Origin of the sequence: Moorena sp. SIO3B2 (assembly GCF_010692525.1) — a bacterium.
Classification (GTDB): domain Bacteria; phylum Cyanobacteriota; class Cyanobacteriia; order Cyanobacteriales; family Coleofasciculaceae; genus Moorena; species Moorena producens.
In genome coordinates, this window is the sequence record NZ_JAAHHE010000011.1 from 30,385 (window position 1) to 56,137 (window position 25,753).

Genomic DNA, 25,753 nt, shown 5'->3' on the forward strand with positions numbered 1-25,753 from the left:
ACTCTTTCGGTCTAGATAGGGTTGCCTGTAGAGTTCCGTAGGGTGCGTTAGGGACGGGCTCGCCGTCATTTTCCGCCTCGTAGCCAGCTTTGGGACAGCCCGTCCCGTAACCCACCACCGGGTCTAGCTGTAAATTCGGTCTAGTAAATGTGGCGTAGGGTGCGTTAGGGACGGGCTCGCCCTGATTTTCCGCCTCGTAGCCAGCTTTGGAACAGCCCGTCCCGTAACGCACCACCGGGTCTAAACTGTTGCTCGCTCCGGGATATTTTTCATAAACTTCAGAACCCAAACTATGAGCATTATTAACAACCGGGTTTACTGGTTTCAGCTCATAGGCAAATTTGTCTCCATCTGGTGTTAGAAAGCGATGGTTTTTACTGGAATAGATGACTGTACCACTAGATAGGGTAATTTTCAGAATGTCTTTAACACCACTGCGCCATTGCTTGGCTACCCTTGCTGGCCAAACTCGTTTACCATCAGAGGTTAATACTAGGTCGCCAGATTTAATTTCTTCAATGGGCACATAAGAACCATCGGGCTTATCAATTAAGGTACCTTTCGGTAAACATAGAATTCCATAAGTCTCCTGTAAAATAGGCTCTAATAGAGGATGTTGATACTCTACTTTTTCTCGACCATGTTTACGATTAATAAACTGAGGAATCAGACCAGCATCCAGAGGACCAGGGCGATAAAGAGCTAAAATTGAAGATATATCTTCAATACTGTCAGGTTTCAGGTCTCGCACCACCTGACGCATTCCGGAAGATTCTAATTGGAATACTCCTTCTAACTGGCCTTTCTCTAGGAGCTCGTAAGTTTCTTGAACACCTGGGGGTTTTTTCTTCTGTTCACCCTTGGCTAAAATTTTCCTAGATTTAATTTCCTCTAGGGGAATATCATCTAAATCGAGTTCAATATTTTGAGTCTTTTTAACTAACTCTTTGGTTTTCTGAATAGTGGTTAAGTTCTTTAGTCCTAAAAAATCCATTTTCAGGAGTCCCAGAGATTCCAGGTCTTCCATAAAATACTGGGTGATCACTGCACCATCATTATTCAGTTGTAATGGCACAATTTCATCTAAGGGGTCTGCTGAAATAACCACACCAGCAGCATGGACACCAAAGGTTTTATTTGTCCCTTCAATCCGAATCGCCATATCCACCCAACGACGCACTTCCGGATCTTGATCGTAAGCTTCTTTAAACTCTGGTGTTGGTGTCTGATCAGAAATCATGACTGAGAGTTTGGCTGGCTTACCTCGCGCCACTGGAATCATCTTAGCCATACGATTCGATTCTTGGTAGGCAATTCCTAACACTCTCGCTACATCTTTTAATACCGCTTTAGAGGTCATGCGGTTAAATGTAATAATCTGGGCTACTCGGTCTTCACCATAGAGATTGGTGACATATTTAATCACCTCATCCCGTCTTTCAATGCAGAAATCTGTGTCAATATCTGGCATGGATTTCCGCTCTGGATTTAGAAAGCGCTCGAACAGTAGCCCATGATGTACAGGATCAATGTTGGTAATTTCTAGGGCATAAGCCACTAGAGAGCCTGCTGCTGAACCACGACCCGGACCAACGGGAATATCATTGTCTCTGGCATATTTGATGTAGTCCCAAACCACTAAAAAGTAGGTAGAAAACCCCATCTGCTGGAGCATTTTTAACTCATACTCCAGCCGGGCTTTATACACTGGATCAATTTCACTACGAGAGCGACACTTTAGCCGCTTCATCAGTCCGTTCCAGGTAATTTCTTCTAAATAGGTGTCAGGGGTATAATCCTTGGATACCTTGTAGTGTGGGATGCGAGGTTCCCCCATAATATTGTAGTGCTTGACTTTATCGGCCACTTCTAAGGTATTTGCGATCGCATCCTCTATCACCTGGGACGGTAAATGATCTCGAAACAGCCGTTTCATTTCCTCTGCTGACTTGAGATACTCCGTGCCACTATAGCGCATCCGTTTCTCTTCTGTAACCAGTTTAGCGGTTTGAATACACAGCAAAGCGTCATGGGCTTCTACGTCATAGCAGGAGATAAAGTGGGAGTCATTAGTCGCAACAATTTTAATTCCTAATTCACTGGCAATCTTGACAATCGCAACATTAACCACTCTGTCTTCTACAGAGCCGTGGTCTTGAATCTCTAAATAGTAATCATCCCCAAAAACATCTTGGTACCACTTAGCTACTTTACGGGCTTGATCTAAGTCACCTTTTAGGATAGCTTGGGGAACTTCGCCCCCCAAACAAGCACTGGTTACAATTAACCCTTCGTGATATTGCTCCAGTAATTCTTTATTGATACAGGGACGAGCAAAAATACCTTTACCTGGCATCCCTTTGAGGTGAGAAATAGTTGTTAGTTTTACTAAGTTTTTGTAGCCTTGGGTATCTTTTGCTAAGACAACTTGATGATATTTTCGGTAACGCTTATTGACCTCAATATCCCCGTTTATCACATACATTTCGTTACCGATTATCGGCTTAATGCCCTTTTTTAGGCAAACTTTAATCAGTTCAATAGCACCATACATCACACCATGATCTGTCAGTGCGATCGCAGGCATTCCCAAATCAACAGCTCGATCGATCAGTGCTGGTAGCTGAGATGCTCCATCCAGTAGGCTATAATCACTGTGAATGTGTAGACCAACAAAAGACATAGTTACTGTTAATTATAAACCGATGTTGCTGATTATTTTAATGATTAACGAACCTACGATCCACGTCTAGTACCAAAAGAAACTAGTACCAAAAAACTAGGACTTATCTTAAGCACGGAAATCCGTTAAACGACTTCCAACCCTTCTCACATCCAATGGTGGATTTTTAACCTGATTAGTATTCAAATTGCTGTTAAGTTCCCGAATACGGCGGGACAGCATACGAATAATCTTAATTGCAAATTCTGGTGTCTCATCAATGGCATCATAGAGTTGTAGCTGTGTCAACATCAAACAATGGCAAGGTTCGATGGTGGTCACAGAAGCGGAACGAGGTTCTGCATCAAACAAGGACATCTCCCCAAAGCAGGCTCCTTGCTTGAACTGTGCCAAATTCCGCTCACCAATGTGAACTCTTACCAAACCTGAGACTACAATATAAAGTTCCCTACCCTCTTCCCCTTGAGCAAAGATGGTATGGTTAGAAGGAAAGTCTAGCTCGTCCATCACAGAGGCTAGTCGCATCAGAAAATCGTCCCGCAATTCGTGAAAAATTGGGACACCCCTGATAAAAATTAAACGATCAATGCTAGATAACATTGGTTAGCGGTTGGGTTAGCGGTTGGCTGCTAGCGAATAGCCGTCCTGTAGTAAACTACAAGTTTAACCCATACCGATAGTTGTTTCGCTAATTGTTTATAGTTAATGGCTCACTAGACCTAGAGCTCTAATTAAGATTCAACCACTGTACTGTGGTAATTTCAGACGTAAGTATTCAGGGGTCAGCGGTGAGCTAAAAACTCACGCTAATTGAGGTGCGGTCAGCTTATTTTATTCAAAAGCTCTTCCCACCTCAAGTAGCGTGGCCACAGGTCAATGGCTGATAGCTGATACGCGACACGCTGATACGCGACACGCTGATGGCTGAATGCTTACTTTCAGACATTATTTCACCCCTAGCTCTACTGTCCACTGCCATGATAAATTAGAGATGATGCCAGCAAAGTTTACAAACAATAGGCAACTATACTGATCAAACTATCCGATAATCTCTTGTGCTTGAGCAGCTACCAAGGGATCTGGGTCATTCCTAAGCACTGGCAACAACTCTGCACAAGCACGAGGTGACATCTCTTTGAGATAAGCCACAACCGCTTCCCGCACAAAACCGGTAGGATGACGTAAGCAACTCATAGCCGCTGCTGGTGCTAGAGAGCAGTGTGCTGCTCTGGCCACATGAAAACAACACGCTAGGGGCCAATCTGACATAAAATGTCGTAACTCGATTAACCGACGTAAGCGATCGCTTACACTCATGGGTTGATAAGGCACTAAATCCACGAGGGCAGCTAATTTTTCTTTCAGAGAACGCCGGTCTAAAATTGACAAAAATGCTTTCTTATTAGGAATATCTAGGGTATTATCCAAAATTTCTAACCCTAGGGCAATGTTTGACCGAGAATGGGATGCTAGATTAAACTCAGCTGCTTTGATGGCACTCGATGGATAAAGAAACTTCATCAGTAAGAAACACACCTCCACCAGATCTTGTTGAAGATCATTAAGCCCCTGCCGCAGCAAATCTGCCTCCAGTCCAGCTATTTTCTTTGAGGTCAAATCCAGCAGTGCGCCATAAATTTGACCCAAAAACATCAATTCTTGCTCAATTAAGGCTTCTACGACCCTACGCCCTAACTCGTTCATCACCGCTTCAATTCCAACCTCCCCTGGAATCTTCAGCAGGATCGTGAGAATATTACGACGGGTTGTCCCCCAACTACTCATCAACTGTTGCACCAAATGCTTCATAGCTTCAGGAGTACCCTTCTGAGTTATAGCCTGGAGTCTGCCAATCTCACCGAGAGCCATCCAAGCTTGCCGCCTTACTGGGTCTGGCTTATGAATATCTTCAGACAAAACCCTCAATAAAGCAATGGCTTCATCCCCTTGCTTGACCAACGCTCTACGAGCAGCATTGCGGGTAGATGTGTAGTAAAGTGCCTTGACTAAAGACGGATAGTACTTTTCAAATCGTTTAGCAGCAATCACCTCTAAACAAGCACACCGTACCTTTAATGACTTATCCCTTAACAGGTCATCAATATAAACTACCAAGGATTCCAAGTAATCCATCTCTGCCAAAGCTCGGGTACCCATCAACCGTTCTTGCTCTTTTTTTGAGGTGAGCATCCGCCGCAGGGTTTTGACGGCTTCAAATTTCTCTTTTGGTGTACCCCGACCCATAATTAAAGCAGCTGCTGTAGCTCTTACGGTTGGGTCAACAGCAGGTTGTAGATAAGGCTTAATTGTCCGAATATTCAGGTCTTTCTGAGCCAGCCAAAAATAGCGCAATGCTAAGGCCAGGACTTCTACTGGTGGTCTTTGATCAATCAACCGAGACACATCTTCTAGACAATCTGGGTTGGGATAGGGCAACATCACCTCTAAACTCTGGCGCTGCAAATCTGTAGACATTTCTCCCAGCAAGGGAGAAAGAACCTGACTCGCTGTTTCTGGAGCGATTTGAGACAACAGTTGAATGTAAGCAGAGCGGTTCTTCGGCTCAGTTTTCAGTCGCTTTACCGCTTCCTCAAAGAGGGTCTTAGTATCCAGGAAATTGGTATTGGCAGAACCCAAACGTCCTTGCTCAGCATTGATCAGCAGCAATGAACCATAATTAGCCCGCATCAACCGGGTACTCAGCAGCCATAATAGAGCAAAAATCACTACCATTAGAATAAACACCCAATGGCGCAATGGCTCAAAATTGGGGAAAGCCCAATCCAGCAGCCCAATGGTGGCTAAAATTCCAATGCCAGTAATGCCAGTAGTCATGGGTTTGGCAATCCCTTGCACAGTAGTCTGCACCACAGAGCGTAACCCTGACGGTAAGGCTTGGAAGAGTACAGGTTCAACACTAGCAATTAAAGTAAAGCGCAATAGTTCATCAACGAATCGGAGTAAGACTACACCAATAAATAGCCCTGTAATCCAGCTAGGCAAGAACCCAATATCAAACTTTAGCCAACTTGCCATGTTAGCTAGGGTCACTAAGCCAATCACAGATAAAGCACCAGGTAATACCATAGCGCTTAGGAAAAGACCAAAGCGATCAATCACCCGACTAGAGATAAACCATTGGGTCACCAGTTCAAAAAGTCCCAACGTACCACTGAATAGACCCAGAAAACCAGCAATTGCTGAACTATCCAGGGTTTGCTCCAATTGACCCATATACTGAAATTCAATTAGGAGGTACAGGGCTTCCCCTAAGATAAAAAAGGCAAATAAAGGGATGACATAGCGTCTGAGGGATTCACTCGGCTGACGCACAGCAAAGTCTGGCTCCATTTCTTCCCACTGTCGTGCTGGGGAGTTAGGAAAGGCTTGCTGGTAGTGCTGACATATATAAACCAAGGTCAGTGCTCCGATGAGCATCATGCCAGACCCAAAAGCCACCACATTGTTGAGTCCCACTAACAGCAATAATAGAGGTAATGAGAACCCAGAGAGGACATCAGCTACCAAAAGCCCACTGGAGATTAGGGGGTAGGTACGCTTAATTTCCCGAATGTTGAATAACTGATTAGCCGTCACCTGGGAATTAAGGTCATTGAGGATGTACACCGCATCCATCCACAATCGCAATAGAAAGATGGTGACTACAGTAATATAGCCATACTCGATCTCCAAGCCTAGGCGGAACACTAACAGGGGTAAGGCAGCTAGGATAGCGATCGCTACCAAGACTGACCTCAAGGGTAAAATGCTCTGCAACCAGGAGTATAATACTCCCAGCCCAGAGCAGATCACGGAACTAGCAATATAAATCACCGGTAACCACTTCGCGCCATATTTCTCTAGAAACAAGGCAATGGCACTGTACTCTAACCAAAGCAGTCCCATGGAAGTGGTGGTATGGAAGGCGAACATCAACAATGTCCGCTCGCCTTCTTCTGGGCGAAGATTCACCCACTCTAGGATTTTTCTAACCCAGTAACCCTTCAGGCGAGTCGGAGATGGCAATTTCATAGAGTCATTCGTCCTTCGTCACTAGTCCTCAGTCAGTAGTCCTTGGTATTTTAAGCTGCTTGCTCCGTGCATGGGTATTCAGACATGAATTCCAGGCACCTGCCCATGTGGGTACCAATGACTAATAACCAATGACTAATGACCAATGACTAATGACCAATGACCAATGACTGATGACCAATCACTATAACCACTATTTTTTGGGGGAGAGTAACATCATCATGTTACGACCTTCCCGCTTCGGTGCTTGCTGGACTTCTGCCAATTCTTGTAAATCCTTAGCCATGCGCTCGAGTAGTGCCTGGGCTAAATTACTGTGTTGAATTTCTCGACCTCGGAAGGTAATGGTAGCTTTGACCTTATCGCCAGATTTCAGGAAGCGCTCCGCTTGATTGACCCGCACATTGTAGTCATGGTCTTCTATTTTGTAGCGCATCTTCACTTCTTTTACATCAGCCGTGTGCTGCTTCTTCTTTGCTTCACGGGCTTTCTTCTCTTGTTCAAATTTGTACTTGCCATAGTCCATGATGCGACACACTGGCGGATCTGCCTTGTCACTAACCAGGACAAGATCTAACTCCTTTTCCTCAGCGATCCGCAGGGCGTCTTGAGGTGTGATTATACCCAGCTGTGCCCCATCGGTATCAATGGCTCTAATCTTCGGAAACCTTATTCTTTCGTTAATTTGGGGTAGATCGCGTTGGCGTCTTCTATTATCACTCACAGGCGTTTGTTTATTTTCTTAAGTGGATTAATCAAAAAATCGACTTACTACATACACTTGCCATTTTACTAATTCCTTTCTTGTTTCTGTTCAAATTATTAACATCACTTAGGAAACCAAGGCCGATGGAATAGTTATAACTTACTCCTTTGCCTGATAGGCAAGGCATAATGGACTCAAGTTGCTTTGTAAATATTTTTGAAGTTGAGGCAGGTTGTGACCAAATCTTTGCATTGGCAGCAACGAGTTGGTAGTCAAAGGGATTGGGTCTGGCGGGGTTGGCCGATCCGTTATACCTATTTTCGCCCACCCCAACCCCTAACTGTCCAGCCGACAACACCAGTTATTCTGCTTCATGGGTTTGGTGCTTCGGTAGGGCATTGGCGTAATAACCTAGACGTAATCGGTCAACATCATACCGTTTATGCTTTAGATCTGCTGGGTTTTGGGGCATCCCGGAAAGCTTCGGTTGACTATACCATTGACCTTTGGGTAGCTCAGGTTTATGAATTTTGGCAAACTTTTATCCAAAAACCGGTAGTGTTAGTAGGTAACTCCATTGGTTCGCTAGTTGGTCTAGGAGCAGCAGCAACCCATCCAGAGATGGTTAAAGGTCTGGTGATGATTAATTTACCAGATTTCCAAGCCCGAGAAGAAGCGATTCCTAGTTGGCTCGGACCGATAGTCTCAACTGTTGAGAGTCTAGTGGCATCACCAGTGCTACTCAAAACCCTATTTTACGTGGTAAGACGTCCAGGGATTGTGCGTAAGTGGGCAGGGTTAGCTTATGCTAATCCAGAGGCAGTTACAGATGATTTAGTAGAAATTCTGAGTGTCCCTGCCACCGATCCTGGAGCTGCGGCCACCTTTAGTAGACTTTTGAGAGGGATGACCGCTCCTAACTTTAGTCTACCGGTCAAATCCCTATTACCTACATTAGATATTCCTATGCTATTGATGTGGGGACTAGAAGACCGGATGATTCCCCCTATGTTAGCTCGCAAGTTTGTTAAACTCAATCCTAATTTAGAGCTATTGGAGTTAGATCATGCTGGTCACTGTCCCCACGATGAATGTCCGGAACAGGTGAATCTGATCCTGTTAGAGTGGCTGGGAGCTAAGGTTTGATTATCCCCACAATTGGTATTAGCCGACGCTCACTTGATCAGTTTCAACCTCCGTGCAACCATCCACACCTGAGGCAACATTAACCATCTTATCTAGAACCTCCTGGCTAGCTACTTCTCCTTTTAGCACAACTTTACCGCCAGTTTGAGCAACCCAGAGCCTTTCCTCGTCATCCAGCTCGTCGTCTTGGTCAAAGGCCCAAACAACTCGCTTGGCAAGGCCGCTTTGGTCGTATTCCCCGTTTAACCCCATTCGTTCTGGGGGAATGTCATCTCCTGCTGGTGCATCTTCTGAAGGGGTACTAGCTGCGGCAGCTTCCTCTGGGCTCCCAAATCCAAACATTCGCTTTAACCAACCCATAATTATTTGGTTTCACTCCAATCAGTTTTTACCGATTTTTATGTTACCGAGGAATTTGGCAATTAGCTGCCTAGTTTCATAAAAAATATATCTTTAGATACAGCACACTGTTACTAGAGTTCTTGGTTACTCAAAACCTGGATAAAATGGTAATTGGTTTGTAAGCATTCAGCCGTCAGCTGTCAGCCGTCAGCTAAAAGCTCACGCTACTTGAGGTGCTTAAAATAAAATCGAAAGTCTGGGGAAAATATCTTGGCCGTTGGCCAAACTACTTGAGGTGATTTGTGGCACAGGCTTCTAGCCTGTGACCTAACCTCTGGCTGATCGCTGATCGCTGATCGCTGATCGCTGATCGCTGAATGCTTACATTGGTTTACCGTTGACCGTTGACGCTTAGCTTCAAGAAACTTAACAGTTAACCGTTGCTACTCCCTTATACCCCCTAAAAAAAGGGGCTAGTCAACACTTAACAGTCAACAGTCTCACCAATAAATCACGTTGATAGCAATTTAGGCAGCACACGCCCCCACCACTCCCAAGTCAACTCCCAAGTCAACTCCCAAGTCAAACTATGAAACATACCCTTTCCGTTTTAGTTGAAGATGAAGCCGGTGTTCTAACTCGCATTGCTGGTTTATTTGCCCGTAGAGGCTTCAATATCGAAAGTCTTGCCGTTGGACCAACTGAGCAGGTTGGTATATCTCGAATTACGATGGTAGTACCTGGAGATGACAGCAGCATTGAGCAGCTGACTAAGCAACTCTATAAGCTAATAAATGTCCTTAAAGTACAAGATATTACCTCAATTCCCTGTGTCGAAAGGGAGTTGATGCTGCTAAAGGTTAACACTACTAGTTCCACCCGCTCCGAGATTATTGAATTAGCCCAGGTGTTTCGTGCCCATGTCGTAGATACATCTGAGGAGTCACTAACTCTAGAAGTTGTGGGAGACCCTGGTAAAATGGTAGCACTGACCCAAATGCTGAATAAGTTTGGTATCCGTGAAATTGCCCGGACTGGCAAAATCGCCCTAACCCGAGAATCGGGAGTCAATACTGAATATCTCAAGTCTTTGCACGCAAAAGTTTAAGTAGCCATTAGTCATTAGTTATTGGTCGTTAGTCATTGGTGATTGGTTCGTCTATTTTACCTGCAAGCCTTGATGATATGAACCTACAGGAATTGCGATCGCAAATTCTGTTCCCTTACCCGGATTAGAGGTACATAGGATTTGACCGCCATGCTGTTCAACAACGATTTTCTTGGAGATATCTAGCCCTAAGCCAGTTCCCTTGTCGATTGATTTGGTGGTGAAGAATGGTTCAAATATCTTCTGTTTGACCTCTTCTGTCATTCCCGGACCATTATCGATAATTCTGATCACGACCTGTCCACCAGAACTGTCCCCTTGATCACCATCGCTGCCTAGAAATTCTGTCCGAATGGTGATCTTAGGGGGGGCTGGTGCTTTTTGCTTTACACCTTGCGGGCCATAATCAGAAGACTGAGGGGAAACTGGAACAAAGAACCTGTCTGCTTGAACAGCTGCAGAACCTGTAACAAAGAACCTGTTAACCTGTGACTCTTCCAGAGCATCAATGGCATTGCACAGCAGGTTCATCAACACTTGGTTGATTGGACCAGAGTAGCACTTCACTAAAGGGAGTTTTCCATAGTCCTTGGTCACGGTAATCCCGGGATTCTTTCCTTTGGGCTTTAAGCGGTTATGGAGGATAGTCAGATTACTATCAATGCCCTGATGAATATTCACTCGCTGCTTTTCCTGGTCATCCTGTCGGGAAAAGTGGCGCACTGATTGCACAATCTGTTGCAAGCGTTCTGCACCTAATCCCATAGATGATAGGGTTTTAGGAAAATCTTCGATCAGGAAATCTAGATCAATTAGATCAGCGTACTGTTGAATTTCGGCTACAGGCTGGGGATAGTGTTTGGCATATAATCCCAACAGTCTTAATAAATCTTCGCCATAGTCCCTTGCTGGAGTCACATTTCCACAGATAAAGTTAAGTGGATTGTTGATTTCGTGAACAACACCAGCGCATAACTGTCCTAAGGTGGACATTTTTTCACTTTGCTTTAATCCCTCTTGAGCCAGTTCCAGCTTCTTTAAGGCATTCTCCAGTTCCTGGCTTTGGGCTTCTAATTTGGCTTGTGCTGCTTGTAAAGCTGCTTCAGTTAATTTTTGTTTAGTAATATCTTTTACAAAACCTTCGTAGTATAGAATGTAACCAGTAGCATCACGCACTGCCCAAGCACTTTCACAAATCCACATTAGGGTGCCGTCTTGGCGATAGACCTGGGATTCAAAATCCTCTACAAAACCCTTTGAGTGCAGTAGGTCAAGGAATTGATAGCGTCGCTCGGGATCTTTGTGAAGGTAATCCCCAACACCAGTTAAATTACTAAGAAATTGCTTAGGTGATTCATAGCCATATAGTCTAGCTAGCGATGGGTTACAGGCTATATAGTAACCATCAGGGGTGATTTGAAATATACCATCAGTCGAGTTTTCAAATAGAGATCGATATCTCTGTTGGACTGCTAAGAGAGATTCTTCCACTCTTTTACGGTCAATTATTGGCTCAGCTAGTGTCTGATTCGTAGGTTGCCAACTAGTTTTCCAATTGGTGAAGTTTTTGTGAACCGTTGGATTAGGTTTGACCCCCTTACCAGAGCTAGGGGGTAAAGTTCTGCGACTTATTAACATAGATTTTTGCCTCACCTTTTTCCCTCACGACCATGACTATTGAGCATTGCAGCTGCCTCTTCAAGGATGGCTTTCCGGTACAGACTATAGTATTTGCTGTTGGGGAATTGTGCCATCCCTAAACAGTTTTTTACAAAACTATTAACTAAACTGCTCCGAATTTAAATAAATTTAACATACATCTCCTCTTGACAACAGTCAAATTAAGAAGGTTTTTTTCCCAAGTCGCGCACTGTAGTCAAATATTGTCCTAGAAAGGGTAAGCCACCAATGGCTGGAAGTAGGTAGCGGGAAGTACACAGTAATCCTAAGGCGGCAGCTTCCTCCTTAGGGAAATAGCGTTGGTAGAAGAAAATTAGCGCAGCATCACGGGTGCCAACCCCCGCAAAGGTTAGTGGTAACAATCCCGCTAAAATGGCTAGGGGGGACAGAGCGAGATTGGCTAAAAAGGGTGTCCAGGCGTTGAGGGCGAGGATAAATAACCAAATTTGCAATAAGTGTAAGAACCAGATAAAAATTGAAGTTAGGGTAATTTTGAATAATTGCTTGGGGTCATGCCAGAAGTAGCCGTGCATTTCCCCCCAAGACATTTGCATTTTTTCTAGGTTTGGACGGAATTTTTTTGGGGCAATTTTTTTTGTCACTAAGAAAAATAAATGGGCAAATTTGCGGGAACTGAGGAGGAATAGCCCTAAAATTAAGCCGAAAATTATCCCAGCGGTCATCAACCAAAAGAAACCACTTTTCCCCGGATAGAGTAATAAACCAAAGACACACCATAGCAGTAGAGACAGCATGTCACAAGCTTTTTCAAAAATAACGATGGCTAACGACAAGCTCCCAGCTAAATTACCCCGCTGCTTCATAAAGTAGGCTTTAGCAATATCTCCCATTTTGGAGGGCAAGACCATATTCAGGGTACTGGCAGCTAAAATCAGGCGATTGGCTTCCCAAAATCGGAGTTGGGAACCCGTCGGCATGAGTTGTTGCAGTCGCCAAGCCGTGAACAGGGTGATCGGAATCACCATGCCCAGACTAATCGCCATCCACATGCGATCGCATTCTTTAAATACAGCGATCAGTTGGGGAAAGTCAATTTTGGTATAAATTACCCCTAGGATGACTAGGCTGATGGCAATGGAAATGAGTCGTTTCATGGAGAACGCAAAAGGCAAAAGGCAACAGGCAACCGGCAACGGTCAACCTTCAATCTACCCTAGGGGAACGCCAAAGGCGAACAAACTTCAACATCTGATGCTAACCAAAAACTTTAGTCAGAATTTCAACAGCGGGGTCAACTTCTAGCCACACCGTAGCCCCACAATGCTTAGGACAAGTGACTACTCCTACATCAAATCAACGATTATGATGTAGGCTTCTCAAACTCACGAATGAGACTTGCTGTTCCTCAATATCATGTATTGATTTACCACAGCCATTCAGCGGCAATCCAACCGCCATTAATGCACGATGCAAAATGTTGATGCCACTATTCCAATCGCGGTCAATTTTTACTCCACAATCAGAACAATGATGAACTCTATCAGCTAGATTTTTCTCAACTGAAGCCCCACAGTTGAAGCACTCAATACTTGTTCCCCGTGGGTTAACGAACTGGACTAACAAACCGCGTTTGACCGCCACTGCTTGTAAAATCTCCAGAAACGACCCCCACCCTGCGTCATGTATTGATTTCGCTAATCTAGTCCGCGCAAGTCCCTTGATATTTAAATTTTCAAACCCAATCAGGTCATACTTACTACATAGCCAATGGGCGACTTGATAGTGAAATTCCTTGCGGCAACGGGTTACATGAAGGTGCAATAGAGCTACTTTCTGTTTAGCTTTCTGCCAGTTTTTAGAACCCTTTACACGGCGTGACATTACCCGTTGGGCACTTGCTAACCTGTTAGTAGCCTTTCTGTAGAACTGCGGAATCCCAACGGCTTCACCATCTGATGTGGTCAGAAACTTCTCTAAGCCGACATCAATCCCAACAGCAGATTTAACCGATTCTACAGGAAGAAACTCAGGGACAGTATCATCCTTCATTGAGATGCAACAGTACCAGCCGTCCGCTTTTTTAACGATAGTGCATTGCTTGAGAGTGAAACCGGACGGTAGAGGTCGGTGCATCACCACAGATATTTCACCAATCCGACTCAGCTTAAGCACTCCATGTTTGATATGCGCCCCTGCTCTGGAATTGTTAACCCGTGGGAATATAAACGACCGCAATTGACCTTGTTTCTTAAACCGAGGTCGTCCTCCGCGTTTTCCGGTCGCATCTGGTTTTCTCCATCGTTCCCATGCCATGTTCAGCCGTTGTAAGTTGACTTGTTGAGTTTCGGCGTAAATCAGCTTGTACTCAGGGAATAGCTTTTTAGTTTCCTTTAGTGCTGATTGCTGGGTGTAATAGTTAACGGGTTCTGGGACTTCGCCAATCGCTTCCCTCACAATACTGCATCTATCAATAGGACAACGAGTCCTGTTGAGCCAATCAAGTCTTTGACCGAGAGCATAGTTCCAGTGACGACGCAACAATTCCAGCCATCTCTCCATGATGGCTATCTGTTCGTCACTAGGCTTGATTCGATAGCAGTAAGTTAACAGCATAATGTTATTGTACTACTCGCGTACTGTTGAGAACCGTTAAACCCCGTCGGGCAATTCCCCTCCCGCGCTTATCACGCGATTATAACGGGAGACCACTTGCCCGTTTAGTTGGGTTGATAGACTAACCGAGATGGGCCTTTGATTTCTACATAATGACCGTAGGTGTTGCGGTTGCCTTGTTTGACGGTCAAAACAGGCTTGTAAGTATCGTATTTTCTATTTTCCTTGATGATTTGCTGGTTGACGTGGATGTAAGTCGCCACCTTTTGTGCAACTTTTTTCCAGGTTCCTTTTGGTCCACGCTTACCGGGAATTACTTTAGGCATCCCGTTAAATAGGGGAATTTGCCAAAATCTGCCAACTTTTTGAGCGCCTTTAATTCTGCCGCTTTTCAGGAGTTGGCGAACTCGTTGGACACAAATACCTAAAAGATAAGCTGCTTGAGTGGTGCCAATGGTGGTTATCTCTTGTGCTGCCATGTCTTTGCCTTTTAATCTAGCGCTATTGTTTGTTATGGCTTTAATATAACACATTTTTTTAATAGCGCTAGTGTTTTAAAACAAATGTTACATAATTTAATAATTGGGTTTATTAAAGCGCTATAGCTTTGTGAACAAGTAATGCAGCAATTAGCGAAAATTAAATAGCGCTATAGTTTGGTAAAACTTCAATACACAGTATTTGAGCACTGACACACTCAGAACTATGTTCCCAGTTATATGATCTCAAAAACGCTGCTCGAACTTCAACCATTCATAATCATCCAAGGTTTGCACCTCATCACTTAGGTCAACCCACGGTTGTAATTGTCCTGGTTGAAAGGTACGACTCATCACCACATAAATCGATGTCTGATCTCCACCAATTCCGACACTTTGTACCGATTTCCAAGACTTAGCTTGTAATTCATCAATTACTAACCATCGCTCACCTTGCCAATAAAAATATCGGCGAAAGCAGAAGGGAGCGTCTTTTTTACCAGTAATTAATAATTTCTGTAATAATTTTCGAATTAAATTGGGAAAGAAGCGTCCTACCGTTAACATCACTCCCCGTAGAATTAGTAAATTCATTGGAGTCATTTGCTTCTGTTTTGCCCATCCTAAGTTTCCCTCAATCAGAATTTCATCCTCACTGACTTTAACTTGATAGTCATCGATCAGATGACCAACAGCATTTTTGAATTTACCTCTTTCTTTTACGAGTAGGGAAAAATGGGTATCTGAAGCAATTAATTGATTGTCTCGAAATATCTTAAAAACGCCTCCTTTATTCAAAGCTAAATAAAGTTCTGTACCTCGACGGCGGTCAATTAGGATGTTGGCGTCTTTCAACCATACGCGACCACTGGGACGGGGAGTTGGTTTGGGTCGGTTGCTGACAAAATCCCGCCAAGATAGGAGATAATTCCAGGTATGGTGACCAATAATGTGATCATCGGCGTAACAGGGAGCAAGACCATTAGCTAATCCCACCAAGAAGCGGTCATTAATCTCTAGGGCTTCTGGAAACCAGCGTCCTACTAATTCAAAGCCATGGGGAAAAAAGTTATAAGTGTTACGGCTAGTGTATTCTCCCCCATAGGAACCATCGGGATGGATGAATTCTGCGGCTAATTCGACAGCTTTGATCAGAGCTTCTTTTAGGCGTGGGTCTAATCTCAACAGATAAATCCTAGCTAGACAGGAAATAGTTAAGGTGTGGTAGCCTGGGTCGCAGCCTTCATATTCTATAAACCAGCCTTCGGGACTTTGCCAGGATAAGACTTGCTCTAGCCTTTGCGATCGCGCTCTATCCCATTGATTGGTATGCAAGAGTTCCGATAGCAGGTCTAAACATAAGACAATCAAGGCTTGGTGGTTGCTCAGCTGTCCACTTTCCATGTGATGGGCTAGCCAATTTGCTCGTTTTTCAAAGAATTGCAAGGCAATGGGGTTATGGAGTCCCATGGCTTTGTAACTTTCGATGCTAGCCAATAAAGAAAAGGCGGCGGCTCCAGCAGCACGCTCATAGGGGAAATAATCATCACAGGAGCCATCGGGATGGGAACTGGATGCAGCAAAAAGTATCCCTGCTTCGACCCAATCGAGAATTACTGGTTGCTGGTAGAACGGGTTATCTGGCAAGTCGGTATGATAGGCTAGTGCTAGGGGCCAGACAAATTCCTGTGCCATCCCACTAGGGAAATCGATGATTTTATAGTGCCAGAAGTTACGGTCAAAGCATCCGTAGGTGGGACTGTGGGGATTGCGGTCTAGGAGGGTAAGGATTTTAGGGATTTGGTTTAGGGCTTGACGGGCGAATAGGTCTCTGGTCATTATTTGCGGCTGTTTGTGTCAGTGCGTCAGTCCGAGAGTGATTGTTGTTTTCAGCCAAAAGTAGTCTTAAGAGTTTCCTACTATAACAAGTAGTCTTAAGAGCGTCCCACTATCACAATCGGACTATTATCTATTCAAGAAATTATTAGCAAATTCTTCCCCTTCTCCTCCCTCTTCCCGGTTTTGCCGCTGTTGTTGATTTCCGGTTGATGGCAAGTGGGGAGTGTGATTGGAGTCAACTTCCAATCGTCGTAGTCGTAGTTGGATGTCTTCTAGAAGTTGACGATTGACTGCCATTAGATCTGCCACTAAGCCAAATATCCACAGTTGAAAGCCCATTAGAATCAGAATAGCAGCTAAAACTAGGCTGGGTACGTGAGCTTTGGGAGTACCAGCGAAGTATAGGATTAACCAACGAATCCCCAGTAAGGTTCCTAGAGTAAATGGAATTGTCCCCAAGGTGATAAAGAATCTCAGGGGGTTGTAGGTCATGGAGATTCGCAGGATAGTGATTAGCGATCGCTTAACATAGGCACTGATACTCTTGACTAGACGGGAGGGGCGCAAATAGCGATTGGTGCGGATTGGGACAGAAGTGATAGCAATGCCTTTTTGTCCAGCTTGAATAATAGTTTCTAGGGTGTAAGTGTATTCATTAAAGACATTTAGCTTTAAGGCGGCTTCTCGGCTAAAAGCTCGGAATCCACTGGGAGCATCGATGATATTAGTATTGCTAGCAATTCGGACTACCCAACTACCGAATTTTTGTAGACACTTTTTGATGGGGGAGAAGTGCTTAATCTTCTGAATCGGTCGCGCCCCGATGACTATTTCGGCTCGACCTGATATAATAGGTTGTATGAGTTTGGGAATGTCATCAGCGCAGTACTGATTATCCGCATCGGTATTGACAATAATGTCCGCATTGGCTTTTAAGCAAGCTTCGATTCCTGCGATGAAAGCTTTGGCTAGTCCCTGATTGTGTTTAAAATTGACAATGTGGTCTACGCCATAAGAGCGGGCTACGTCTACGGTGCGGTCTGTACTGCCATCATTGATAATTAGCCACTCAACGGTATCTACACCCCTCAGTTGACGGGGAAGCACCGAAAGGGTAATCCCTAGGCTGTTTTCTTCGTTGTAGCAGGGGATTTGAATAATTAGTTTCGTCATCGATGGTGACGGGTTTTGGATCAAGAATAGGAAAAACTCCGGTGCCTTTGATTATCGCAGACGCAGGCAAAAGAGTTTTGGTTTCTTGATTATGGTAGGTTATTCGGGGATTATAGCAGTTTTCAATAGGGAGTCAAGGGAGTAGGGAGTAGGGAGTAGGGAGTAGGGAGTAGGGAGTAGGGAGTAGGGAGTAGGGAGTAGGGAGTAGGGAGTAGGGAGTAGGGAGTAGGGAGTAGGGAGTAGGGAGTAGGGAGTAGGGGAAGCAACAGTTGTGTTTGTATAGCAGAAGTCATTTGTCAGAAGTCATTTGTCAGAAGTCAAACTCTGGCGTTGCTGAATCAAGGAATGAATACGCGATCATCTGGTTTTGGTCAAGCCCCCGTGGGTCCCCCAACTTTGCGGTGCGACCCAAGGGCGATTTACTCGCCCTAGGAGGCGCGCACCGGAAGGGACGCAAGAAAGTCTTATTCCCCCACCGGTGCGCTTTCCGTCGGCGAATTAAATTCGCCACGGGTCGCACCGCAAAATTGGGGGGCTAGGGGGGCAAAACCATACCCAGAATCAGCAACGCCCAAACTCTTGCGCTTACTTAGGTTTGAGACTTTTGTCATGTCCTAACTGCCCTGGCGACTGCTATAACAGATTTGTTATCATAAAGCATACTATACTAATTTAGTATAGCGCTATAGTTAATTTTCAATTAGGTAATCGCAATGCTGATGATAGTGTTACCGCTGTCAATTACGCTATCGATAGGCTTGAGCAAAATGACGCGATCGCATTGCTAATCATGACTTGAGCGAAGCACGAATTTATGCGATCGCAAAACTGCTGAAGATTTTATCAAAGCACGAATTTTGCGCTATCGATTGGCCTACGGCCACGCTACGCGAACGGTTTAATCGTGCCTTATGGGATCACAGTGTTTGTAATCACTTGACCACTAATTGGATTTTATTAAGCGCGATCAAGTTAATCACTATTAAGCGATCGCAACTGTGCTCTTGACATCCTCCCATCGTTAAATCAAAGATTATAACGTTCGCGTAGCGGCTCCAAAGGAGCTGGGATTCCTAAACCTCACGATTTGGTTTGGTGCTTCATAGCAACCGCCTCCACCCTCAAGGGGTTTTCTGGTCTTACGCTCGCGACCCAGACTATCCCCGCAAGCCCTGCGGTTCTCATGTGTCGAGTTTCAAGAAAAGTCTTGATACACTTTTGATTCAAGGGTTGGCCTTCCATTGCCCTGTCATCTTTTCCCTAGAGACGAAACCTTAGGATAGTGGAGTCTTAATTAATAAATTTTTACCCTTCTCTGCATAACCTGCCAACCATAAAGACTCCACTATCCTTACGGTAACTTCAAAGTCTACCAATTTTGCTGCGCCGCCAGGTTACTGGACTTCGCTCGTATAGGCGCATCTGTTTCCATCGTCTCGGGTGGGTCATTGACCACTTTCATTCTAGCACGTTTATCGTTAAAGACGCAATTCCTCTCTCGCTAACCCTGCGGGTATAACGAGAGTCTCCTTGCTCTTAAGGATGATTTGAGCACTAATCTGATTTTAATCTCGCGCTATACTTTATCAAAATTAAGCGATCGCATTGCTAATCATTAGCTTCTGAGTTATCCATCTTTACCATAGCGCTATATTTTGTCAAAATTAAGCGATCGCATTTATTAGAATTAACTTACCAGTTATAAATGTTTACTCTAGCGCTAGATTTTATTAAAATTAAGCGATCGCATTGCTTATATTATTTTTACTGAGGGGGTGACGAAATAAGCTAAAACGCAGACTATAGCGTTTCTCGCAGTAATGAGGTACAGTCTTCTTTGAATTTGATTTCCTGTCTTGATGCAGCGCATCCCTATTAACTATTCCCTATTCCCCTCCTGGGAGGGGTTAGGGGTGGGTTCCTGTTCCCTAAAATTCCGAAATTGTGTACCTCATAGCTATGATAATTGCTATATATAAGCGACCTAGCTCTTAGACCTCGTTGATAATACTTTCGTTGTCTTGATCCCAAGGGCGAGTGGGGGAAAGCACTCGCCCTTGGGATCAAGACAATGTTCCGTGATTTCAAGAGTGGCGGTTATATAGCGTTTCTCGGGGAGCAGGTCAAATAAGCCTAACAAATGAACTACTTGACAAAACAACAAAAATCCGGTCTTAGTTGCAGAACAGATGAACTATTTACCAGATCAGCAAGCAATTACCCATCAGGGGGCTATAGTAATGGTAAAAATATTAGGCTTAAGTGACATGCTTCCCCTATTACCTATTACCCATTACCTATTACCCATTACCTATTACCCATTCCCGATTCCCCATTCCCGATTCCCGATTCCCCATTCCCGATTCCCCATTCCCCAGATAAGCGTACTAATGTTGCTGCATAAGTGACATGCTCCCGTTTCTCGCAGTTATGAGGTACACTATCCTTTGACACTGATTCCCTGTCTTGATGCAATAGCGAGTGGGGGGAACCACGGCAATAGCGAGTGGGGGAAACCCCCAAGACCGTAATGGTGCGTTTACAGTCGTCGAATTAAATTCGCCACGGGTCGCACCTCTGCCTCCCCAAGACCGTAATGGTGCGTTTGACCCGTAATTAAATTCGCCACGGGTCGCACCTCTGCATCGCTTAAAACCCTCTTTACTATTGCTAGCATGCATGCATGCCTTTTGCCTTAAAGGGATAAGCAATGTCGCTCACTCGTCCTGAGAACTGCTATAATTTGGAGGCTACTAGAGTCAGCAAACAGCGATTAATTTCTCTGATTTTATTAATTTGTTTGTCCTACACTTTAGCTAATTTTAATGGACAATATATTCAGCAAAAATGGTTAGCATCCTATGTTAATCGTCCCAGTTATCATTCAATATTTTACCGACGACATAGCAGTTTTTATATTGGCTTGCATGGTAAAAATTGGTTGGATTCAATGTCTTTTGTCTCAGAACTCATTCAATAATTACTTCGTTTTTATCGCCACAAACTGCCTTATCCTCTCCGAGGTTACAGGGCTGCTTCCCTTATATAGCACTACCCATTAAGATGTTTGACATTTCTAAACTCCGAAACCTAGTCAATGCTTACTTTTGACTTCTGACTTGTGACTTGGGACTTGCGCGTTTGTGGATGCTTGGATGTAAGCCTTTTTCCTAGACCAGTAAATCTTGGCGAGGATTAAAATTATCAATCTCCCTTAGTTTTTCGTATAGTTCTCTGACCTCCTGAGTGGCTTCGGTTGGCACAACAATCTGAATTTCTACTACCTGATCCCCTCGTAACCCATCCTGATTGGGATAACCCTTATTTGCCAAGCGCAATTTTTGTCCTGACCTGACGCCACTAGGAACATTAATTTGCACTATACCATCCAAGGTGGGAACTTCTATTAAGTCACCTAATACTGCTTCAGCAGGGCTTACTGGTACTACACAAATCACATCCAATTCCTCTAATTTAAAGAAAGGATGAGGTGACACAGTAATTTTTAAATTTAAACATCCACCATCAATACCTTGACCTTGGAGCCGCACCAGGGCACCGGTTACCATCCCAGCAGGTAGCTCAATTTCTAAAGCCCGTCCATCTTCTAGGCGAATTCGCTCTCGACCCCCTTTATAGGCTTTTTCCAAAGGTAGGGTTAATCGAGCGTCAATATCTTGAGGTTGAGGTTTGGGATAAGGTTGAGGCTGAGGGGGGGATTTGGGTTGAGGTCTCAGACGAGAACTAACAGTGTAGGCTGTTTTAGTTTTCCCTGGTCGAAACGCACTCTCAGAACTTACCCGAGTCCCTGGAGGTGGGGTTGATGTTGCCTTTCTAGTAGAGCGACGCCCGAGTAGTTGATCAATGAAGGTGTTGAAGTCCCGGTAATTGCCATAATCCTCTGGTTGGTATGAACCACGACCATTGCCGTTCCAGCCTACATTTTTAATCAAAGTAGCAGCTTTAGCCGCTTTTCTACCAAACTTCTTCTTCTGCCAATATCGGCTGAATTGGTCGTACTGCGATCGCCTATTCGGGTCAGAGAGAACTTCATATGCCTCACCAATATCCTTGAACTTGTCTTCTGCTGTCTTATCTCCAGGATTCAGGTCGGGGTGATACTGTCGAGCTAACCGCCGATAAGCCTTTTTAATTTCCTCGCTGGATGCCTCTGTGGGTACACCCAACATTTCATAGTAATCTCGATAGTTTTGCATAATTAGTCAATAATGAAGTGTCTCGATGCACTCCCTCATCGGGTAAACCCCCGTATTAAGGCTTTTTTGATCTATTCGTTTTTTGATCTATTCGTGATTAATCGTTAATTGTCAGTATTTTTTAAAGGGAAGAGCGAGAAAACTTTTACCTAAAGACTAACCGCTAATTAGTTGTGGCTACTGACAACTGACAACTAACTACTGACTAATTTAGAACCAATTATCATCCTCATCCCAATCATTTTCAAGGGGGTTTCTGCGATCGCGATCGCGACTGGACCTCGATGAACTAGCCCCATAGGAGTCATAGGAGTCCCGGCGGTAATCCCGTTCAGAATATCGGTCTCTGTCACTATCTCCGGTGAAGGTACGACGAATTGAGCCAAACAAGTCATCATCCTCTTCTTCCTCATATTGCAGCCGTACCTCTCGCTTGAGCTCATAGAGGGCATCTTGTAGATCACCTTGAGTCCGATCAATAGCCCGGTCATCATTTTGGGCAACGGATTGACGCATCTCCTGAATTAAGCCTTCAATCTGACGCCGATAACCACTAGCAAACTGTCTCCCAAAATCTAGGGCTACCTCCCTCAGTTGCCGTTCCGCTTCATTAGCCAAACTTTCTGCCCGATTGCGCTTTTCTACTCGTTCCCTTCGTTCCCGGTCAACCTCAGCGTATTCTTCTGCCTCACGAATCATTTTGTTGACTTCCGCTTCACTCAGGGTAGAAGCCCCTTGAATGGTAATGCTTTGTTCTCGACCAGTAGTTTTATCCAGTGCCAATACCTGCAAAATTCCATTAGCATCAATATCGAAAGCCACCTGAATTTGGGGCACTCCCCGTGGTGCTGGGGGAATACCAGTCAACTTAAACCGACCCAAAGACTTATTATCTGTTGCCATATCCCGTTCCCCTTGCAGGACATGAATTTCCACCAAAGTCTGATTATTTTGGGAGGTGGAAAAAATATCAGACCGCCGGACTGGGATAGTCGTGTTGCGGGGGATTAACTTTTTCATCACCCCACCAATAGTTTCCAAACCCAAGGACAACGGAGTTACATCCAGCAATAGGATATCTTTGACTTCACTGTTAAGAATTCCTCCTTGAATTGCAGCTCCTACTGCCACTACCTCATCAGGATTAACATTCTGATTTGGTTCCCGATCGATTAAGCTGCGCACCAATTGTTGTACCATCGGGGTGCGGGTTCCCCCTCCTACCAAGATCACTTCATCAATGTCCATAGGAGTTAAGCCAGCATCTTTGAAAGCTCGTTTTAGGGGTCTGCGCAAACGACTAACTAGATCCACACATAGCTCTTCAAACTGAGAGCGCTTCAGCCTAGTTTCTAGGTGTTTTGGACCATCTTCTGTAGCTGTAATAAAGGGCAAATTAATATCAGTTACACCCACCCCAGACAGCTCGATCTTAGCTTTTTCTGCAGCTTCAGTCAGCCGTTGTAGGGCTTGGCGATCGCGTCGCAGATCAATTCCCTCTGATTTCAAAAATTGCTCTGCCAACCAGTCAACAATTTTTCGATCAAAATCATTGCCCCCCAGTTGAGTATCACCACTGGTTGATAGCACTTCACACACCCCATCCCCCACCTCTAGGATCGAGACATCAAAGGTACCCCCGCCCAAATCAAATACCAGGATAGTTTGGCTGGCCTCAAGATCCAAGCCATAAGCCAAAGACGCTGCTGTTGGTTCATTAAGAATCCGCAGAACCTCTAACCCAGCAATTCGTCCAGCATCTCGTGTGGCTTGCCGTTGAGAATCATTAAAGTAAGCCGGGACTGTTATTACTGTTCCTGTTACCTCCTCTCCCAGGTAGCGGCTGGCCTCATCCGCCAACTTCCGCAGAATCATTGCAGAAATTTCCTCTGGGGCGAAGTCTTTTTTCAACCGGGGGCACTTAATTCTCACATTACCACTTTCATCCCGGCGAATGGTATAGGCAACCCGCTTTGACTCTGGATTCAGTTCAGCATACTTACGTCCAATATACCGCTTCACCCCATAGAAGGTATTTTGGGGATTAAGCACAGCTTGGCGGCGTGCTAATTGTCCTACAACCCTTTCCCCATCCTTACTAAAGCCAACCATTGAGGGAGTTGTGCGCATACCTTCCGCATTAGCAATTACCACCGGCTTACCGCCTTCGATGACAGCCACCACGGAGTTTGTTGTACCCAGGTCAATGCCGACTACCTTGCCCATGCGTCCTTTATTCTCCTCAAGATGAATGCTGTCAACTCGTTCAATGAATTTCAACTACTATATATATAGATGATATTTTGATTAAAATTGTATATAGCCAGTGGTTCGGTTTTCCGAAGCGTAGTCACCCTAGACCTCTGACGGTTGCAGTTATGGTAAGGGATGCCCCGAAGTGCTGAATCTATTCTATCCCTTGACTTCTTCCCCAATTTAGCGGAATTTCAAAGTAAGCATCCTATCATAATAGAGAATATATTAGCAAACTCGAGGATCGGGTGAAGTAGTACATTCAAGACTATTGATTAGCGCTTCCACAGCATGGGCGCGCCAAAGCGTGAATTTAATTCTTAATGGTAAGAGCGCACCTATCAATCTGCCCGACTTACCTGTGGGAAACTTCCCTGTACATCATCATTCGAGGGCTCTGGCAATGCTAGGATCACAGTAGCCCCCTATATTGAATTATTAATGGCAGAAACACTATTCTTTAATGCTCTGCGTGAAGCCATAGACGAAGAAATGGCACGGGATGAGACAGTATTTGTAATCGGTGAAGATGTCGGTCACTACGGTGGTTCCTACAAAGTTACCAAAGATTTGTGTAAAAAATACGGTGACTTGCGGCTTCTGGATACCCCCATTGCCGAAAATAGCTTTACTGGTCTAGCTGTTGGTGCAGCAATGACAGGTTTACGACCAATTGTCGAAGGCATGAATATGGGGTTTTTACTCCTGGCATTCAACCAAATTTCCAACAATGCCGGGATGTTACGCTATACCTCTGGTGGTAATTTTAAAATCCCGATGGTGGTTAGAGGCCCTGGTGGTGTCGGACGTCAGTTAGGGGCTGAACACTCCCAGCGTCTAGAAGCCTACTTTCAGGCAGTTCCCGGTCTCAAAATCGTTGCTTGCTCCACCCCCTACAATGGAAAAGGGTTGCTTAAATCTGCCATTCGAGATGATAACCCAGTATTGTTCTTTGAACACGTCCTGCTCTACAATCTCAAAGAAAATCTGCCAGAACAGGAGTACTTGGTACCCCTTGATAAAGCTGAAGTTGTACGCCCTGGTAAAGATGTTACCATTCTTACCTACTCCCGGATGCGTCACCACGCCATCCAAGCGGCTAAGCAGCTGGAAAAAGAGGGCTATGATCCTGAAGTGATTGACCTGATTTCCCTAAAGCCTCTAGACTTTAAGACCATTGGTGCTTCAATCGCCAAAACCCACCGAGTCATTATTGTAGAAGAGTGCATGAAAACCGGTGGTATTGGGGCAGAATTAACAGCATCGATTAACGAGCGCTGGTTTGATGAACTCGATGCACCAGTGCTTCGGCTTTCATCCCAAGATATTCCCACTCCCTACAACGGGACTCTCGAAAATCTAACCATTGTCCAACCCCATCAAATTGTCGAGGGTGTGAAAAAGATGGTGGCTTTGCGGATTTAACTAAAAGCTTGGCAAATAAAGCTTAGGCATTAGCCATGCAGGGGGCGTTGCTGATCATTAGATGCTGGAGGTGAAAAAGATTCCGATTCCTAAGTA

Annotated in this window: 21 protein-coding genes; 6 read left to right on the forward strand and 15 right to left on the reverse strand. The window is 44.7% G+C overall.

Features of this window, described 5'->3' with window-relative positions; genetic code table 11:
- The 4 genes from dnaE to infC all read right to left on the reverse strand — a co-directional run.
- Positions 1-2,683 (reverse strand): DNA polymerase III subunit alpha (gene dnaE, locus F6K38_RS04630; RefSeq protein ID WP_287356178.1); only part of this gene is annotated, 2,683 nt, incomplete at its 3' end.
- Positions 2,684-2,791: 108 nt separating this feature from the next.
- Positions 2,792-3,283, reverse strand: coding sequence for a Crp/Fnr family transcriptional regulator (locus F6K38_RS04635; RefSeq protein ID WP_008188849.1), 492 nt, complete (start codon positions 3,281-3,283; stop codon positions 2,792-2,794).
- 438 nt (positions 3,284-3,721) lie between these two features.
- Positions 3,722-6,715, reverse strand: a complete 2,994-nt coding sequence (locus F6K38_RS04640) for a hypothetical protein (protein ID WP_008188851.1) — start codon at positions 6,713-6,715, stop codon at positions 3,722-3,724.
- Positions 6,716-6,908: 193 nt separating this feature from the next.
- Complete coding sequence (gene infC / locus F6K38_RS04645) at positions 6,909-7,439, reverse strand: translation initiation factor IF-3 (RefSeq protein WP_008188853.1); 531 nt, start codon at positions 7,437-7,439, stop codon at positions 6,909-6,911.
- 216 nt (positions 7,440-7,655) lie between these two features.
- On the opposite strand from infC, the gene F6K38_RS04650 reads away from it, so the two are divergent.
- On the forward strand, positions 7,656-8,567 hold the full coding sequence (locus tag F6K38_RS04650; protein WP_008188855.1) for an alpha/beta fold hydrolase: 912 nt from the start codon (positions 7,656-7,658) through the stop codon (positions 8,565-8,567).
- A gap of 18 nt (positions 8,568-8,585) precedes the next feature.
- Here F6K38_RS04650 and F6K38_RS04655 read toward each other — a convergent pair whose 3' ends face one another.
- The gene (locus F6K38_RS04655; protein ID WP_008188859.1) at positions 8,586-8,927 is read right to left on the reverse strand and encodes a BON domain-containing protein; all 342 of its coding nucleotides are present in this window, start codon (positions 8,925-8,927) and stop codon (positions 8,586-8,588) included.
- A gap of 571 nt (positions 8,928-9,498) precedes the next feature.
- Between F6K38_RS04655 and ilvN the strand changes: the two genes are divergently transcribed.
- A complete protein-coding gene (ilvN, locus tag F6K38_RS04660) occupies positions 9,499-10,017 on the forward strand; it encodes an acetolactate synthase small subunit (RefSeq protein ID WP_008188861.1) in 519 nt (172 codons plus the stop codon).
- Between the two features lie 51 nt (positions 10,018-10,068).
- Here the strand turns inward: ilvN and F6K38_RS04665 are convergent, their stop codons facing one another.
- Positions 10,069-11,655, reverse strand: coding sequence for a sensor histidine kinase (locus F6K38_RS04665; RefSeq protein ID WP_008188865.1), 1,587 nt, complete (start codon positions 11,653-11,655; stop codon positions 10,069-10,071).
- Between the two features lie 203 nt (positions 11,656-11,858).
- Positions 11,859-12,812 carry a lysylphosphatidylglycerol synthase transmembrane domain-containing protein gene (locus F6K38_RS04670; protein WP_287356180.1) on the reverse strand — a complete coding sequence of 318 codons (954 nt, stop codon included), beginning with the start codon at positions 12,810-12,812 and terminating at the stop codon, positions 11,859-11,861.
- Between F6K38_RS04670 and F6K38_RS04675 the strand changes: the two genes are divergently transcribed.
- Complete coding sequence (locus F6K38_RS04675; RefSeq protein WP_287356182.1) at positions 12,811-12,960, forward strand: hypothetical protein; 150 nt, start codon at positions 12,811-12,813, stop codon at positions 12,958-12,960. The genes F6K38_RS04670 and F6K38_RS04675 overlap by 2 nt on opposite strands.
- Before the next feature lie 51 nt (positions 12,961-13,011).
- On the opposite strand, the gene F6K38_RS04680 is transcribed toward F6K38_RS04675, so the two are convergent.
- The 6 genes from F6K38_RS04680 to F6K38_RS04705 form a co-directional block, all read right to left on the reverse strand.
- On the reverse strand, positions 13,012-14,271 hold the full coding sequence (locus tag F6K38_RS04680; protein ID WP_287356184.1) for an RNA-guided endonuclease InsQ/TnpB family protein: 1,260 nt from the start codon (positions 14,269-14,271) through the stop codon (positions 13,012-13,014).
- Between the two features lie 104 nt (positions 14,272-14,375).
- Positions 14,376-14,804, reverse strand: a complete 429-nt coding sequence (locus F6K38_RS04685) for a helix-turn-helix domain-containing protein (RefSeq protein WP_229414728.1) — start codon at positions 14,802-14,804, stop codon at positions 14,376-14,378.
- Between the two features lie 192 nt (positions 14,805-14,996).
- Positions 14,997-16,589 carry a hypothetical protein gene (locus F6K38_RS04690; protein WP_008188872.1) on the reverse strand — a complete coding sequence of 531 codons (1,593 nt, stop codon included), beginning with the start codon at positions 16,587-16,589 and terminating at the stop codon, positions 14,997-14,999.
- 126 nt (positions 16,590-16,715) lie between these two features.
- Positions 16,716-17,762: a glycosyltransferase family 2 protein gene (locus tag F6K38_RS04695; RefSeq protein WP_008188878.1), complete on the reverse strand. Its 1,047-nt coding sequence runs from the start codon at positions 17,760-17,762 to the stop codon at positions 16,716-16,718.
- A 122-nt stretch (positions 17,763-17,884) separates the two neighbouring features.
- Positions 17,885-18,055, reverse strand: coding sequence for a hypothetical protein (locus F6K38_RS04700; protein WP_008188880.1), 171 nt, complete (start codon positions 18,053-18,055; stop codon positions 17,885-17,887).
- Positions 18,056-18,072: 17 nt separating this feature from the next.
- Positions 18,073-18,273, reverse strand: coding sequence for a hypothetical protein (locus F6K38_RS04705; RefSeq protein WP_131827077.1), 201 nt, complete (start codon positions 18,271-18,273; stop codon positions 18,073-18,075).
- A gap of 284 nt (positions 18,274-18,557) precedes the next feature.
- Here F6K38_RS04705 and F6K38_RS04710 point away from each other — a divergent pair, with 284 nt between their 5' ends.
- Positions 18,558-18,770: a hypothetical protein gene (locus F6K38_RS04710; RefSeq protein ID WP_131827078.1), complete on the forward strand. Its 213-nt coding sequence runs from the start codon at positions 18,558-18,560 to the stop codon at positions 18,768-18,770.
- Positions 18,771-19,951: 1,181 nt separating this feature from the next.
- Positions 19,952-20,170: a hypothetical protein gene (locus F6K38_RS04715; protein ID WP_287312330.1), complete on the forward strand. Its 219-nt coding sequence runs from the start codon at positions 19,952-19,954 to the stop codon at positions 20,168-20,170.
- Between the two features lie 762 nt (positions 20,171-20,932).
- On the opposite strand, the gene F6K38_RS04720 is transcribed toward F6K38_RS04715, so the two are convergent.
- Together F6K38_RS04720 and dnaK are read right to left on the reverse strand one after the other, a co-directional pair.
- The gene (locus F6K38_RS04720) at positions 20,933-21,979 is read right to left on the reverse strand and encodes a DnaJ C-terminal domain-containing protein (protein ID WP_008184006.1); all 1,047 of its coding nucleotides are present in this window, start codon (positions 21,977-21,979) and stop codon (positions 20,933-20,935) included.
- A 210-nt stretch (positions 21,980-22,189) separates the two neighbouring features.
- On the reverse strand, positions 22,190-24,205 hold the full coding sequence (gene dnaK / locus F6K38_RS04725) for a molecular chaperone DnaK (RefSeq protein ID WP_287356194.1): 2,016 nt from the start codon (positions 24,203-24,205) through the stop codon (positions 22,190-22,192).
- A gap of 468 nt (positions 24,206-24,673) precedes the next feature.
- Between dnaK and F6K38_RS04730 the strand changes: the two genes are divergently transcribed.
- A complete protein-coding gene (locus tag F6K38_RS04730) occupies positions 24,674-25,657 on the forward strand; it encodes an alpha-ketoacid dehydrogenase subunit beta (protein ID WP_008184010.1) in 984 nt (327 codons plus the stop codon).
- Positions 25,658-25,753: the final 96 nt, after the last annotated feature.